The following is a 14,591-nucleotide window of genomic DNA, read 5'->3' on the forward strand; positions in this document are numbered from 1 at the left end:
CGAGGAGTTCCTCATGAAGAAGCAGACACGTTCCCTACGAACCCTTGCCGCGCTGGGACTGGTCGGTGCGCTCGCCCTCACCGGCTGCGGCGGTGGCGGCGAGAGCGGCGGCAGCCAACAGTGGTCGCTGGGCGAGACCCACCCGAAGGACTACCCGACCACCCAGGCCGACATCTGGTTCGCCGACCACGTCCGCGAGCGGACCGACGGCCGCATCGACATCAGCGTCCGGCACTCGGCCCAGCTCGGCGAGGAGCGCGAGGTCATCGAGCAGGTGCAGATGGGCGCCGCGCAGATGACCCGGGTCAGCACGGCGCCCGTGGCGGAGTTCGTGCCCGCGTTCGGGGTGTTCTCGATGCCCTACCTCTTCGACGACGAGGAGCACCTGTGGCGGTTCCTCGAGGGCGACTACGCCCAGGGCATGCTGGGCGACCTCCGCGAGAGCGGCTTTGTGGGCCTGGCCTACTACGAGGCCGGCGCCCGCAACTTCTACACCGTGGACAAGCCCATCACCTCCCCTGAGGACCTGGAGGGCCTGGACATCCGCGTCATCGAGGGGTCCGTCAACGCCGACATGGTCGAGGCCATGGGCGGGTCCCCCGTGACCATGGACTACGGCGAGGTCTACAGCTCCCTGGAGACCGGCGTCCTCGACGGCGCCGAGAACAACGAGCCCAGCTACGTCAGCAGCGGCCACTACGAGCTGGCCAAGCACTTCACCATGGACGCCCACCAGCGCATCCCCGAGGTGCTGATGATCAACGCCGACGTGTTCGACTCCCTCAGCGAGAAGGATCAGCAACTGCTGCGCGACGTCGCGCAGGAGTCCGTCGCCGAGCAGCGCAAGCTGTGGGACCAGGAGGTCGAGGAGTCCCTCGCGGAGATGAAGGACGCCGGGATCAAGATCCACGACGTGGAGACCACCGAGTTCCAGGAGTCGGTGTCCGGCCTGCTGGACGAGGCCCGCAAGGGCGAGTACAGCGAGGTCATGGCCGCCATCGACGAGGTCCGCGAGAGCTGAGGCCCCCTCCGGCGCACGGGAGGCGGGGCGCGCCGCCCCGCCTCCCGCCCGGACCGCCGCCGGGGCACCGGCCCCGCCACGCAGCGCAGCGACCCGTTCCCCTTCTTCCTGTCGTCTTTCCCGCCGCGAAGGGACACCGCCGCACATGCCCACCAGCACCTCCGCCCACTCCGCTCTGGTCGCCGCCGGCCCCGCCACGGTGGACCGCGTCAGCGGGGTTCGGCTGTCCTCGGTCACCCTGCCCCTGGAGGCCCCGATCAGCGACGCCAAGGTCCTCACCGGCCGGCAGCGTCCGATGACCGAGGTGGCGATGCTGTTCGCCGAGATCTCCACCGAGTCGGGACTCGAAGGGGTGGGCTTCAGCTACTCCAAGCGGGCCGGAGGGCCGGGCCAGTTCGCCCACGCCGCGGAGATCGCCCCCGCCCTGCTGGGCGAGGACCCCAGCGACATCGCCAAGATCTGGGAGAAGCTCGCGTGGGCGGGGGCCTCGGTCGGCCGCGGCGGGCTCGCGGTCCAGGCCATCGCCGCCTTCGACATCGCCCTGTGGGACCTCAAGGCCAAGCGTGCGGGTCTCCCGCTGGCCAAACTCCTCGGTGCCCACCGGGACTCGGTGCGCTGCTACAACACCTCCGGCGGCTTTCTGAACGCGCCGGTGGAAGAGGTCCTGGAGAAGGCGAGCGCGGCGGTGGAGGCCGGGATCGGCGGCGTCAAGCTCAAGGTCGGCCACCCCGACAGCGCCGTGGACATCGCCCGGGTCCGCGCGGTGCGCGAGCACCTGGGGCCCGGGGTGCCCCTCATGGTCGACGCCAACCAGCAGTGGGACCGCGCCACCGCGCGGCGGATGTGCCGCGCCCTGGAGGAGTTCGACCTGGTGTGGATCGAGGAGCCCCTGGACGCGCAGGACTTCACCGGCCACGCCGCGCTGGCCGCCGGCTGCGCCACCCCGGTCGCCACCGGCGAGATGCTGACCAGCGTGGCCGAGCACGCCGAGCTCGTCCGCACAGGCGGTGCGGACATCGTGCAGCCCGACGCGCCCCGAATCGGCGGGATCACGCAGTTCCTCAAGGTGATGGCCATGGCCGACCAGCGCGGGCTGGAGCTGGCTCCGCACTTCGCCATGGAGATCCACATCCACCTGGCCGCCGCGTTTGCGCGCGAGCCGTGGGTCGAGCACTTCGAATGGCTCGACCCGCTGTTCAACGAGCACCTGGAGATCGCCGACGGGCGCATGCACCTGTCCGCCCGCCCCGGCCTGGGTGTCACCCTCAGCGACCGCGCTCGCGCCTGGACCGTCGACAGCACCGCGGTGGGGTGACGCCCACGGCGTTCAATCGGCCCGCCCCCGGCCCCGGCCCCCGGGCGCAGCGGTTCGCCGCCCGACCTCCCCCGCCGCCGGCGGCCGGGCCGCCGGCGCGGCCGCAAACCGCCGGCGGGCGGAGCCTCCTGGTAGAGTTGTTCAAGTGAACAGTTCATTTGAACAAGTCCCGCCGGAACGGGCGCACTCCGGCGGGACGCGGCAGCGGCTGCTCGCTGCCGCCGCCGCTCTGATCGCCGAGGTGGGCTGGGGCCGGGTGACCACGCGGGCGGTGGCCGAACGGGCCGGGTTGCCGCTGGGGGCGGTGAGCTACCACTTCCGCGGCAAGCGGGAACTGCTCGCCCAGGCCGCGCTGGAGACGGTCGAATCCGCGTTGCCGATCGGCGAGCTGGCGGCCGTGGAGACCCTGACCCAGCTCATCGAGCTGATCACCGCATCGGTCGCCCGCCGCGAGGACTCCGAGCGGGTGCTCTCCGGTGTGCTGGTGGAGACCTTGCGCGAGGCGGGGCGGAATCCGGAGCTGACCGAGCGCGTGACCGCGCTGCTGGCCGAGTACCGGCGCGTGCTGAGCAGGCTGATACGTGCCGAGCAGGAGCGGGGCGCCGTGCGCGCCGACGCGGACCCCGACGCGGTGGCGGCCCTGCTGGCGGCCTCCGGCGACGGCCTGGTGCTGCACGCACTCCTGGACTCCACCACCGACACCGCCGGCGCCTTCGGTGCGCTGCGCGCCCTGCTGGAGACCTAGACCCGACCGCGCACCGGGAGGACGACGATGAACCGAGAACCGGACGCCGTGCTGTACCCCTTCGCCACAGCCGATCGGCCCCCTGCAGCGCAGGTGGGCGGCAAGGGCGCGTCGCTGATCGAGATGACCCGCGCCGGACTGCCGGTGCCGCCGGGGTTCGTGCTGACCACGGCGTTCTTCAGGCCGTGGCTCGAACACCTGCGCGCCGCCCCTGCGTGGCGCGGCTTCGCCGAGGCCGTCGGCGCCGACGGCCCCTCCGACGACGACCTGCGCACGCGCGCCGCCGACCTGCAGGCCGCGGGCGAGGACCTGGCGCTGACCTCCGAGCAGGAGCGCCGCCTGTCCGAGGCGCTGGACGGGCTGGCGGGCGCGGACCCCGGGCCCGGCGGCGCGCCGGGGACGCGGCTGCTGGCCGTGCGCTCGTCGGCCCCGCACGAGGACCTCGCCGGAGCGTCCTTCGCCGGGGTCTACGAGAGCGTCCTGGGTGTCCGGCCGGACGAGCTGGCCGCGGCTCTGCGCACGGTGTTCCTCTCCGCTGTGGGCTTCCCGGCGGTCTCCTACAAGCGCCGGCGCGGCTTCGACCCCGCCGCGGCGGAGATCGCGGTGGTCGTGCAGTGCCAGCTCGACAGCGCCTCGGCGGGAGTCGCCTTCTCGCTGAACCCGCAGAACAACGACTACGACGAGGTCGTGATCCAGGCCAACTGGGGCTTGGGCGAGACCGTGGTCGCAGGCAGCGTCACACCGGACCGGTTCGTGGTGGACAAGGCGACGGGGCGCCTGCTCGAAACCAGGCCGGGCGCCAAGGAGACCGCGCTGTGGTCGCGGCCCGAGGGCGGCTCGGCGGAGAGGCGCGGCGAGGGCGGCGGCGACCCCTCGCGGTGCGCTCTGACAGCCGAGCAGGCCGCGGCCCTCGCGCGGATGGTCGCGCGCGCCGAGGCGCTCACCGCCGCCCCGGTCGACGTCGAATGGGCCTACACCGCTGACGGCGAACTCTCGCTCCTGCAGGCGCGCCCGGTCACCGCCTACTTCCCGGTGCCGGAGGAGCTGCGCACCGCACCGGGGGCTCCCCGGCGGCTCTACCTGGACACCACGCTGCTCGAGGAGGGGATGCAGGAGCCGCTGTCGGTGCTCGGCGAGCAGTGGATGGCCGAAGCCGTCGTCGAGATGATCCGGCAGGTGACGGGGCGCCGGTTCTCGACGCGGGAGAGCGGCGGCCTCATGCACACGGTGGGCGGCCGGTGGTACCTGAACGCGTCGAACGTGCTGTGGCTGGGCACCGAGCGGCTGGCCGCGTCGCTGGCGACGCTCGACGTCCACGCGGCGCGGACCGTGCGCAACGTCGACGCGCGGTACTACCGCAGGGCCGCGAAGAGGCCGGCCCCGGCGGACGCGGCACGGACGGTCGCGGGCACCGTCGCCCACGCCTCGGGCCTTGTCGCCAGAACGCTGGGCGCGCTGGCGGCTCCCGAGCGGGCGCGGCGGCGCTACGCGGGCGCCGTCGACCGGCACCGCCGCCACCTGGACGACGTGGAACGCACCGCGCCCTCGCTCCGGCACCTGGGCGAGCAGACCATGAAGCCGGCCGTGCGCCTGCTCGTCCGCGAGGGCCTGCCCCTCACCGCCGCGGCGGAGGCGGCGACGTCCCTGCTCACGGCGCTCTACCGGCGCTCCCCGGCCGAGCAGAGGCGGTCTCTCGGCACCGCGCTGCGCTCGATGCCCGACAACACCACGATCGAGATGGGCCTGGCTCTCTACGACCTGGCGCGGTCGCTGGAGGAGCACGCGGGACCCGACGCCTACACCGATCCCGCGGCGCTGGCCCGCCGCATCGGTGAGCGGGATCTGCCGCCGGCGTTCCTGGACCGGTGGGACGCGTTCATGGCCGACTACGGGTTCCGCGGGCCCGACGAACTGGACCTCGCCACGCCCCGCTACGCCGACGACCCCCGGCCGGTACTGGAGCAGATGCGCCACTACGTGCTGCTCGACGAGGAGACGCGGGAGAACCCGCGGCAGGCCGGCGAGCGGCGCCGGCGCGAACGGCGCGACGCCTACCGCCGGCTCCTCGACGGGACCCGCAGCCCCCTGAAGGCGCGGCTCGTGAAACGGCTGTACCGCACCGCCGAGGCTCTCGGCGGCCTCCGGGAGATCCACAAGTACCAGCTGGTCAGGGACGGCTACCGGGTGCGCCGGCGCGCCCTCGCGGCCGGTCGCGAACTCGCCGAGGCCGGTCTGCTGGACACAGCCGAGCAGGTCTTCGACCTGACCTGGGAGGACCTCGCCGAAGCAGCCCGGACACCCGGCACGCCGGAGGCGGACCTGCGCGCCCGCGCCCGCGGCAACACCCGCTACCGCAGGCTCGTCCGGCGGATGCCGGGCACCCGGTTCCCGGTCGCGGTGGACTCCCGCGGCCGCATACCCCGTCCCGCGCCCCGGGCGGCGGCCGCGAACGCGCTGGTCGGAGAGGGGGTCTCTCCCGGACTGGCGTCGGGGCCGGCGAAGGTGCTGAGCACGGTCGGCGAGAAGCCCGTGCTGCCCGGCGAGGTGCTCATCGCCCGGGCCACGGATCCCGGCTGGACTCCCCTCTTCGTCAACGCCGCGGGCATCGTCCTGGAGACCGGCGGCAGCTTCCAGCACGGCGCGCTCGTCGCCCGCGAGTACGGCAAACCCTGCATCGTCGGCATCGAGGACGCGACCCGGCGGATCGCCGACGGCCAGGCCGTCGAGATCGACGGCACGGCCGGGACTCTGACCGTCGTCTCCGACCCCGCGGAGTCGCGGCCCTGAAGTCCCGCCCCGGCCGCACCCCGCGGCCTCGGCCGGGCCGGCCGTGTGGCGCGCTGCCGGGCCACACGGCCGCGGTCGCCGCCGGGCTCGCATGCGCCGCCGGTCGGGGCGAGCCCGCGGCCGGCGGGGAGCGGTTCGTGGCGCTTGATCGATCCGGCGGGCGGCGCGGCCGTGCCGCCGGGGGCACGGCACGCCGCAGCCCCCGATCCGCGGGGGGACGTGGGCGCCCGATGGAACGGGAGAACGATACGCCAGGAGATCATGGATTCATCTTCACAAGGATTCAGAGAATTGTGTATCGTCGGCGTATGCTGACCCTCGCCACCGACGTCGACGCCCTCTCCCGCTTCGGCCGCGCCCTGGCCGACCCCATCCGCTGCCGCATCCTCCTGCGGCTCCGGCAGGGGCCCGCCCACCCCGCCGACCTCGCCGACGCCCTCGACATCAGCCGCACCCGCCTGTCCAACCACCTCGCCTGCCTGCGCGACTGCGGCCTGGTCGTCGCCGTGCCCCAGGGCCGCCGCGTCCGCTACGAGATCGCCGACCCCCGCCTGGGCCACGCCATCGACGACCTGCGCTCAGCGGTGCTCGCCGTGGCCGACGACACCACCTGCCCGGAGGCCGACGAGAAGGACTGCTGCTGATGGCCCACCAGATCACGCCGCGGGTATCGGACCGGCGCCGGGAGGTACTGACCCGTCGCATCCGCCTGCTGGTGGCCGCCACCATCGCCTACAACGTGGTCGAGGCCGTCATCGCCCTCACCGCCGGAACGCTGGCCTCCTCCACCGCCCTCATCGGCTTCGGCCTCGACTCGGTCATCGAGGTCTCCTCGGCGGCGGCTGTGGCCTGGCAGTTCTCCGCGCGCGAAGCCGCACTCCGCCAGCGGCGCGAACGCCGTGCGCTGCGCATCATCGCGGTGTCGTTCTTCGCGCTGGCCGCCTACGTCTCCTTCGAGGCCGTGCGCTCCCTGCTGGGTGCGGGCGAGGCCGAGCCCTCGCTGACCGGCATCGTTCTGGCGGGACTGTCGGTGGTGATCATGCCCGTGCTGTCGCTGACCCAGCGCCGCACCGGTCGCGAGCTGTCCTCGGCGTCGGCGGTGGCCGACTCCAAGCAGACCCTGCTGTGCACCTACCTCTCCGCCGCCCTGCTGGCCGGCCTGCTGGCCAACGCCCTGCTGGGTTGGGCCTGGGCCGATCCGCTGGTCGCCCTCACCATCGCCGCGGTCGCAGTCAAGGAGGGCCGCGAGGCCTGGAAGGGCGACGCCTGCTGCGCCCCGGGCGGCATCGCCGCCGCCGTCGGCACCCCCGCCCCCACCCACACTCACACCGGCGCCGCGACCGGCACCGCGAGCGGCACGGCCGAAGACGCCTGCGGGTGCGAGCCCGGCTGCTCCTGCTGCGCCCGCGACTGAGGCGAGCGCACACCCGGCGCCCGTACCCGATGCCGCGGTGGGGGCATCCGGGCTCAGCGCCCTGGTCGCCGCAGGCCCCGGCGGCCTCACCCCGGCTCAGCTTTGCCCGGTGGCGGTGAGATAGACGAGCGCGACGTTGAGGGCGACCACGGCCGCCGCGACCGCGACGGCGGCGGCCGTGACCCCGCGCCCGTTCACGTGCCGTCCCATGACGTCGCGCCGGGCGGTGAGGACGACGAGGGGAACCAGCGCGAAGGGAATGCCGAAGGACAGCACCACCTGCGACAGGACCAGGGCCCGGGTGGGGTCCAGCCCCAGGGCGAGCACCGCCAGGGCCGGCAGGAGTGTGATCAGCCTGCGTGCGAACAGCGGGATGCGCCGGCGCAGCAGGCCGTCCATCACCACGGCGCCCGCGTAGCAGCCCACCGCCGTCGAGGAGAGCCCGGACGCCAGCAGCCCGACCGCGAACAGCAGCCCGACGGCCGGACCCAGGTTCGCGCTCACGGCGGCGTGGGCGCCCTCCAGCGACTCGCCCGTCTCGCTGCCCTGCAGCGCACTCGCGGCCAGCAGCAGTATGGCGAGGTTGACCGCGCCGGCGAGCAGCATGGCGGCCCCGACGTCGACCTTGTTGGCATCGAGCAGCCGCTGCAGGAGCGGCCCGCGCCGGCGTCCGTGCCGGTCGCGCGCCAGTGCCGAGTGCACGTAGACCGCGTGCGGCATCACCGTGGCCCCCAGCATGCCGGCCGCCAGCAGGACGCTCTCGGTCCCCGCGAACCGCGGGGCGAGCCCGCCCAGGGCGCCGGAGGCCGAGGGCGGCTCCACGACCAGTCCCGCCATGAACCCCAGCGCGATCACGCCGAGCAGTCCGGTGATGGCGCGCTCGAAGGGGCGCTGCCCGTAGCGGTTCTGCATCGCCAGCAGCCCCAGCGAGACCACCCCGGTGATCACGCCGCCGAGGAGCAGCGGGACGTCGAAGAGGATGCGCAGCGCGATCGCCCCGCCCAGCACCTCGGCCAGATCGGTGGCCATGGCCACCAGCTCCGCCTGTGCCCAGTAGCCCAGCCGGGCGGCGCGCGGCAAGCGCTCGCGCAGCGCCTCCGGCAGGGACCGGCCGGTCACCAGCCCGAGCTTGGCGGAGAGGTACTGCACCAGGAAGGCCATGGCGTTGGCGGCCACGATGACCCACACCAGCAGGTAGCCGTAGGTCGCGCCGGCGGCGACGTTCGTGGCGACGTTGCCGGGATCGACATAGGCGATCGCGGCGACGAACGCCGGACCGAGCAGAGCGACGCCCGAACGCAGGCGCGACGTCGTCGAGCGTGCCGCGCCGGTCGGGGAGTCGAGCAGTCCCACGCCAGTCCTCCGTGCCAGAGCGATCGGAAAAGTTCGGCAGGGCCAACTTAATGCCACGGGTTGCCGAACTGGAAACGCCCCCCGGCACACCGGCCGTGCGGGGCCGGGCACGCTGCTCTCCGCCGCAGACCACCGGCGTCCCGCGGACGGCAGCGGCCCGCGGCGGTACCGTGGGCCCGAACCGGCACCCGCTACCCAGTGAGCACGCCATGTCCCAGCCGACTCCCGCGCCCCCTCCGGCGGCGGCCATCGCGGCGGCCGCCTCCAGCGAAGTGCGCTCCTGCACCCCGCTGGGCTCCTCGCACGCGTGGACCCTGCACCGCGGCGAACTGGCCGACGGGCGCCCCTTCTTCGCCAAGGTCGCCGACGGCTGCGCCGAGGCGCTGGGCTCGGAGGCCGCCGGGCTGCGCTGGCTCGCCGAGGCGCCCGGAGGTGCCGCCGTGCCTGAGGTTCTCGCCGCCGACGAGGGCGTACTGGTGCTGGAACTCGTCCGCGAGCACCGCGCGGACGCTGAGGCCGCCGCCGAGCTGGGTCGGCGCCTGGCGCTCACCCACCGGGCCGGGGCACCGTCCTTCGGCGCGTCGCGGCCCGGGTGGCTGGCCACACTGCCCTTGGACAACACACCGGGCGAACGGTGGCCCGAGTGGTACGCGCGGCGCCGCCTGCTGCCCTACCTGCGCGACGCCCGCGACCGGGCGCACCTGGACTCTGAAGACGTGGCGCTCCTGGAGCGCGTCCTCTCCCGCGTCGCCGCCCTCGCGGGCCCCGACGAGCCCCCGGCCCGCATCCACGGCGACCTGTGGGGCGGCAACGTGCTCTGGGGGCCTGAGGGGGCGGTGCTGATCGACCCCGCCGCCCACGGCGGGCACCGCGAGACCGACCTGGCCATGCTGGAGCTGTTCGGCGCGCCCCACCTGGACCGGATCCTCGCCGCCTACCACGAGGCCTATCCCCTGGCCGAGGGCCGGCGGGCCCGCGTCCCGCTGCACCAGCTGCACCCGCTGCTCGCCCACGTGTGCCTGTTCGGGCGCAGCTACCGCACCCCGCTACTCGACGCCGCGCGGCGCCTGCTCTAGGAAGCCGCCCCCGCGGCACCCGCGGGGGCGTTCCGGCCGACGCGGCCGCCGCGCGGTTCGACGAGCACGTGTCCACCTCGGCCCTAGCGTTCGGCGCGGGAGCCCAGCGCCCAGATGTTCATGGCCGACAGCAGTTCGCGCGGATCCCAGACGACCCACTCCTCGGCCAGCAGCGCGCCCTCGAACCGGCAGAAGGACGCCCCGGTCACGGTCACCATCCGGTCCGTGGGCGGCACGCCCATGAACTCGCCGGTGTGGGTCCCCCGGCTCTGCCAGCGGAGCGCGAGGAGCGCGCCCTCCTCGACGGTTTCGAGGATCTCGGTACGCAGGTCGGGAAACGCTTTCTGAGAGGCGGCGATGGCGGACCTGACCGATTCGAGGCCCTCCGAGCCGCTCTTGGTGTGGCGCACGTAGCCGCTGGTGAGCAGGCCCTCGAAGGTGTCGATGTCACCGTTTCCCCATGCGGCGCGCCAGGCGTTGAGCAGGTTCCGGCGCCGGTCGTCGTTCATGCCCCGCTCCTAACCCGCAACCGCTGCGCTGTCGGACAGACCGGCGTACCGGCCGAACTCGCCGGCCTGGAAGAGCAGCGGCTCCCCCGCGGCCGACTCCATCGAGACCACGCCGCCGACGACCATGAAGTGGTCGCCGACCACGATCTCCGCCTGCACCTCGCAGTCGATCCAGGCGATCGACTCCGGCAGGTGCGGGGTCCCCAGTGGGCCGCTCGTGTACCTCAGGCCCTCGAACTTGCCGGCCCCCTTGCGGGAAAGCGCGCGGCACACGTGGGTCTGGGCGCTGGCGAGGACGTTCGCCGTGAAGTACTGCCGGCGCCGGATCCTGGGCCACGTCGAGGACGCCTCGCCGACGCTGAAGGTCACCAGCGGCGGTGTCAGCGAGAGCGAAGCCAGCGTCCCGACGATGAAGCCGAGCTCCTCGCCGTCCTTGTCCAGGCCGGTGACCGCCGCCACGCCGGTGGGCAGCCGCCCCATGACACTGCGGTAGTGCTGCTGGGAGATCGGGGACTCGACCGTCAACATGGACCACACCTCCTGTCGATGCGTGGGCTTTGCTTCTAGGCGCCGACGCCCTGCGGTCGGCGCTCGCGGTGGCCCGCTCCGGGGTGGTCGTCGCGGAGCCGGGTCACACCGGGTCCGTAGAGCTTCTCCCGCAGGGTGGAGCCGTCGTAGTCGTCCCACACGAGCTCGCGGCGCTGCAGCTCGGGGACGACCAGTTCGATGAAGTCGGCGATGTCCCTGTGCTTGAGGGCGTGGCCGATGTTGAAGCCGCTGACCCCGGTCCGGCGCATCCACTCCTCCAGCTGCACCGCCACGGTGGCCGGCGAGCCCACCAGCGTCGGGCCGGTCCCGCCCACGCCGATGTACTCGGCGATGTCGCGCGGGGTCCAGTCGCGGTCGGGGTCGGCCTTGGAGAAGATGTCGACCATGGTCTGCCCGGCCTCGGTTTTGACGTTCCGCAGCGGGACGTCGGGGTCGAACCGCGCCATGTCGAGGCCGGTCCAGCCGCTGTAGCGGGCCATCGCGCCCGCATAGCTCACCAGGCGCCGGTACTCCTCGTAGCGCTGGTGCGCCTGCTCGTCGGTCGGCGCGCAGACGACGGTCAGCATCTGCAGGACCCGGACGCTCTGCGGGTCCCGCCCCGCCGCCTCCGCCTGCGACCGCAGGTCGTCGACCTGCCGCTTCAGTGCGCTCATCGAGGTGGCGTTGGCGAAGACCGCCTCCGCGCTCGCCGCCGCCAGGGCCCGCCCCTTCGACGAACCGCCGGCCTGGAAGAGCGCGGGGGTGCGCTGCGGCGACGGCTCGCACAGGAAGAAGCCCGGCACGGTGAAGTAGGTGCCCCGGTGCTCGATCGCGTGGATGCGCGAGGGGTCCGCATAGACACCGCCCGCGCGGTCGCGGCGGACGGCGCCCTCCTCCCAGGACCGCTCCCAGAGCTTGTAGCACACCTCCAGGTACTCCGCGGCCATGTCGTAGCGCTCGTCGTGCGGGACCTGGCGTCCGGTGCCCATGTTCCGCGCCGCGCTCTCGGCGTAGGAGGTGACCAGGTTCCAGCCGATGCGTCCGGAGGTGAGGTGGTCCAGGGTGGTGAAGCGCCGCGCCAGCGCGTAGGGGTGTTCGTAGGAGGTGGAGGCGGTGATGCCGAACCCCAGGTGGGTGGTGGCGCTCGCCATCGCCGGCACCACCAGGGCCGGGTCGTTGACCGGTATCTGCGCCGCGTCGCGCAGGGCCGCGTCCGCACTCCCCTCGTAGACGTCGTGGTAGCCGACGTTGTCGGCCAGGAACAGGCCGTCGAACCGGCCCTCCTCCAGCAGCTTCGCGTACTCCGTCCAGTACCGGACGTCGGTGTAGCGCGCACCCCGGTCGTCCGGGTGCCGCCACAGTCCCGCCGACAGGTGCGCCGGCCCGTTGAAGTCGAAGGCGAACAGCCGCATCCGCTCGTGGGACATTGACCCCCCTAGTGTTCAATAAATGAACATATACGTCAATATATGAACGCCATGAACCGCACAGTACGGTCGGCCGCTCCGCGCCGTCAAGATGCGACGCAGAGGATTTCCACCGGCTGCCACCCGACCGGAAACCCGGTCGGGAAACCACTGCCACCAGCGGTTTCTTCGGCAGTGCAGGCGCGAGGGGCCGCAGGGCCGCCGCCTCGCGGCGGCCGCAGCGCACCACCGAGCAGGGCCGCGCACTCCGCCGCGGGCCGGAACGCGCACTCCCACCGACCCACGCCCGTACCGTCCAGTTTTGGCATGTCCAGAATCAGTAATGAACGCGGTGCTCAGGGGCGCACGCCGCTCGGGCGGCGCCGTACCGGCGCCCGCGGCACGGCTCTCGCACCCCACAGGGTGGGGTGTAAGCCGCGCCTCACAGGCGGAGAGCCCTGCAGCCGGGGGCAGGGCCGCGGCGGCTTCGTCGGTGCTCGGCAGGGGCATCGACCTCTCCGCCCATGGCGCACTGTTGTTCCTGTTCTCATACAGAACGCTGCGTCCAATTACTGCGACACTGTGACGACCATCGCGGCCAAGGACAGCAGCCGCAAACCGCCTCATCGGTACGCCCTCTCCCGCGAACCGCGAGAACCACGCCTTGACGGCCTCGACTACGCTTCCTTAAACTGAACAATACGTCCGTATATTGAACGTCAATATGTGCAGCTGAATCCCGGTTCCGGGTGCGTCGTCCGGACCTCCCGCCGACGATCGACGGTTCGTTCCCCTCCTTCGCCTTCGACGGGCAGACGCCCGTCCGCGGGCCGCCGGTCGCGCGGCCGCCCGGAGCCGAAGGCCCGCCTCCGTCGGCTTCGGCACCGGGAGCCGAAGCATCCGAGAGAGGCACGCCATGCAGGAGAAGACCGACGTCGTCATCGTCGGGGCCGGGATCGCCGGCCTGGTCGCGGCGCGCGAACTGGGCCGGAGCGGGCTGCGCGTCACCGTGTTGGAGGCCCGCGAGCGCCTGGGCGGGCGCGTGTGGACCGACGAGCGCCTCGGCCGCCCCCTGGAGATCGGCGGCACGTGGGTGCACTGGGTGCAGCCGCACGTATGGGCGGAGATCACCCGCCACGGGCTGCCCGTCACACGCGGGCCGCGCCCCGAAGAGGCCTACTGGCTGGCCGGAGACGAGGTGCGCACGGGCTCGCTCGACGCGTTCATGGAGCTCATCGACCCGGGCATGCGCCGCCTCATGGCCGGGACGATGCGAGCGATCCCCCGGCCGGACATGCCGACCGCGGCGCCCGGGATCGGCGCCCTCGACGGCGCCACCGTGCAGGAGAAGCTGGACGAGCTCGACCTGCCCGTGGAGGAGCGCAACGCCAACGAGGCCGCCTGGGTCGGCCACCTCAACGCCCCACTGGACCAGGCCGGCTTCAGCAGCGCCCTGCGGTGGACCGCGGCCACCGCCGGGTCCTGGCACCTGATGCACGAGGCCTCGGCCGTGTTCCGACTGGCCGGCGGTACCCGCGCCCTGGTCTCGGCGATCGCCGCCGAAACCCGCGCCGACATCCGCACCTCCTGCCCCGTCGAGCGGATCGGCCACGGCCCCGGCGGGGCGGTGGTCACCACCGCGGGCGGCGCCGAGATCGCGGCGGAGCGGGTCGTCGTGACGCTGCCGCAGAACATCCTCCCGGACCTGGCCCTGTCCCCCGCGCTCCCGGAGGACAAGCTCGCCGCCGGCCGGGAGAGGACCGCGTCCCAGGGCGTGAAGGTGTGGATCCGGGTGCGCGGCCCGGTCGCCCCCTTCTTCGCCTACTCCTCCGCGCACCACCCGCTGTCCGTCGTGCGCACCGAGTTCCTCGGGGAGGACGACGCCGTCCTGGTCTCCTTCGGGGCGGACTCGCGGCGGATCTCCCCCCACGATCGCGACGCGGTCCAGAAGGCCCTCCGCGTCTGGCGGGACGACCTGGAGGTCCTCGAGGTCACCGGGCACGACTGGATGGCCGACCCGCGCTCCGGGGAAACCTGGCTCATCCACCGCCCCCACCAGCTCACCCGCCACCGGGACCGGCAGCGCAGCGCCGAAGGCGTCGTGCACTTCGCCGGAAGCGACCACGCCGACCTGTGGCCCGGGTTCATCGACGGCGCGATCGAGAGCGGCCTGCGCACGGCCGCCGACGTCGCCGCCGCGGCCGGTCGGACGACTGGCGCGACCGAGCCGCCCCGTACCTGACGACAGGGCCAGACCACCGTCCTGGCCGCCATCGAGAACCTGCCCGCAGCCGAAACCGGTGCCCAGGAGGCTCGACCGGGCCCTCGCACCCGCCACGCGCGCCGCCGCGCTCGACTCCGAGCGGGACGCCCTGCTCGCCGCGGTGCGGCCGCCGCACCGGGAGTGGAGGTCCGCTCCACGGTGGGTTCGACGCCG

General features: G+C 73.4%; 12 protein-coding genes. 8 read left to right on the forward strand and 4 right to left on the reverse strand.

The features are described from left to right. The first annotated feature begins 13 nt into the window (after positions 1-13). The 6 genes from ABD284_RS01450 to ABD284_RS01475 all read left to right on the forward strand — a co-directional run bounded on the left by ABD284_RS01450 (position 14) and on the right by ABD284_RS01475 (position 7,282). A complete protein-coding gene (locus ABD284_RS01450) occupies positions 14-1,021 on the forward strand; it encodes a TRAP transporter substrate-binding protein (protein WP_344140106.1) in 1,008 nt (335 codons plus the stop codon). 145 nt (positions 1,022-1,166) lie between these two features. Further along, a complete protein-coding gene (locus tag ABD284_RS01455) occupies positions 1,167-2,336 on the forward strand; it encodes an L-talarate/galactarate dehydratase (RefSeq protein WP_344140108.1) in 1,170 nt (389 codons plus the stop codon). Between the two features lie 145 nt (positions 2,337-2,481). Continuing rightward, entirely contained in the window at positions 2,482-3,081 is a 600-nt protein-coding gene (locus tag ABD284_RS01460; RefSeq protein WP_344140110.1) for a TetR/AcrR family transcriptional regulator, read from the forward strand. Between the two features lie 27 nt (positions 3,082-3,108). Then, positions 3,109-5,868: a PEP/pyruvate-binding domain-containing protein gene (locus ABD284_RS01465; protein WP_344140112.1), complete on the forward strand. Its 2,760-nt coding sequence runs from the start codon at positions 3,109-3,111 to the stop codon at positions 5,866-5,868. A gap of 308 nt (positions 5,869-6,176) precedes the next feature. Further along, on the forward strand, positions 6,177-6,512 hold the full coding sequence (locus ABD284_RS01470) for an ArsR/SmtB family transcription factor (protein ID WP_344140114.1): 336 nt from the start codon (positions 6,177-6,179) through the stop codon (positions 6,510-6,512). Then, positions 6,512-7,282 (forward strand): cation efflux transmembrane domain-containing protein, encoded by a 771-nt coding sequence (locus tag ABD284_RS01475; protein ID WP_344140116.1) that lies wholly within the window; start codon positions 6,512-6,514, stop codon positions 7,280-7,282. The genes ABD284_RS01470 and ABD284_RS01475 overlap by 1 nt, the downstream gene beginning before the upstream one ends. Before the next feature lie 96 nt (positions 7,283-7,378). Here the strand turns inward: ABD284_RS01475 and ABD284_RS01480 are convergent, their stop codons facing one another. Beyond that, complete coding sequence (locus ABD284_RS01480) at positions 7,379-8,635, reverse strand: Nramp family divalent metal transporter (protein ID WP_344140118.1); 1,257 nt, start codon at positions 8,633-8,635, stop codon at positions 7,379-7,381. Positions 8,636-8,844: 209 nt separating this feature from the next. Here ABD284_RS01480 and ABD284_RS01485 point away from each other — a divergent pair, with 209 nt between their 5' ends. After that, positions 8,845-9,711: a fructosamine kinase family protein gene (locus ABD284_RS01485; protein ID WP_344140120.1), complete on the forward strand. Its 867-nt coding sequence runs from the start codon at positions 8,845-8,847 to the stop codon at positions 9,709-9,711. A gap of 83 nt (positions 9,712-9,794) precedes the next feature. Here the strand turns inward: ABD284_RS01485 and ABD284_RS01490 are convergent, their stop codons facing one another. From ABD284_RS01490 to ABD284_RS01500, 3 genes are read right to left on the reverse strand one after another with little or no spacing between them, the layout of a single operon-like run. Beyond that, complete coding sequence (locus ABD284_RS01490; RefSeq protein WP_344140122.1) at positions 9,795-10,220, reverse strand: ester cyclase; 426 nt, start codon at positions 10,218-10,220, stop codon at positions 9,795-9,797. Between the two features lie 9 nt (positions 10,221-10,229). After that, positions 10,230-10,748 (reverse strand): flavin reductase family protein, encoded by a 519-nt coding sequence (locus tag ABD284_RS01495; protein ID WP_344140124.1) that lies wholly within the window; start codon positions 10,746-10,748, stop codon positions 10,230-10,232. Between the two features lie 35 nt (positions 10,749-10,783). After that, positions 10,784-12,175 carry an LLM class flavin-dependent oxidoreductase gene (locus ABD284_RS01500; protein ID WP_344140126.1) on the reverse strand — a complete coding sequence of 464 codons (1,392 nt, stop codon included), beginning with the start codon at positions 12,173-12,175 and terminating at the stop codon, positions 10,784-10,786. A gap of 895 nt (positions 12,176-13,070) precedes the next feature. On the opposite strand from ABD284_RS01500, the gene ABD284_RS01505 reads away from it, so the two are divergent. Continuing rightward, the gene (locus ABD284_RS01505) at positions 13,071-14,396 is read left to right on the forward strand and encodes a flavin monoamine oxidase family protein (RefSeq protein WP_344140128.1); all 1,326 of its coding nucleotides are present in this window, start codon (positions 13,071-13,073) and stop codon (positions 14,394-14,396) included. Positions 14,397-14,591: the final 195 nt, after the last annotated feature.

This window comes from Streptomonospora arabica (genome assembly GCF_039531585.1).
GTDB lineage: Bacteria > Actinomycetota > Actinomycetes > Streptosporangiales > Streptosporangiaceae > Streptomonospora > Streptomonospora halophila.

Bases quoted from the DNA above. Each gene is read 5' to 3' on its own strand.
- ABD284_RS01450 (WP_344140106.1), top strand. From the start codon at position 14: ATGAAGAAGCAGACACGTTCCCTACGAACCCTTGCCGCGCTGGGACTG.
- ABD284_RS01455 (WP_344140108.1), top strand. From the start codon at position 1,167: ATGCCCACCAGCACCTCCGCCCACTCCGCTCTGGTCGCCGCCGGCCCC.
- ABD284_RS01465 (WP_344140112.1), top strand. From the start codon at position 3,109: ATGAACCGAGAACCGGACGCCGTGCTGTACCCCTTCGCCACAGCCGAT.
- ABD284_RS01470 (WP_344140114.1), top strand. From the start codon at position 6,177: ATGCTGACCCTCGCCACCGACGTCGACGCCCTCTCCCGCTTCGGCCGC.
- ABD284_RS01475 (WP_344140116.1), top strand. From the start codon at position 6,512: ATGGCCCACCAGATCACGCCGCGGGTATCGGACCGGCGCCGGGAGGTA.
- ABD284_RS01485 (WP_344140120.1), top strand. From the start codon at position 8,845: ATGTCCCAGCCGACTCCCGCGCCCCCTCCGGCGGCGGCCATCGCGGCG.
- ABD284_RS01490 (WP_344140122.1), bottom strand. From the start codon at position 10,220: ATGAACGACGACCGGCGCCGGAACCTGCTCAACGCCTGGCGCGCCGCA.
- ABD284_RS01495 (WP_344140124.1), bottom strand. From the start codon at position 10,748: ATGTTGACGGTCGAGTCCCCGATCTCCCAGCAGCACTACCGCAGTGTC.
- ABD284_RS01500 (WP_344140126.1), bottom strand. From the start codon at position 12,175: ATGTCCCACGAGCGGATGCGGCTGTTCGCCTTCGACTTCAACGGGCCG.
- ABD284_RS01505 (WP_344140128.1), top strand. From the start codon at position 13,071: ATGCAGGAGAAGACCGACGTCGTCATCGTCGGGGCCGGGATCGCCGGC.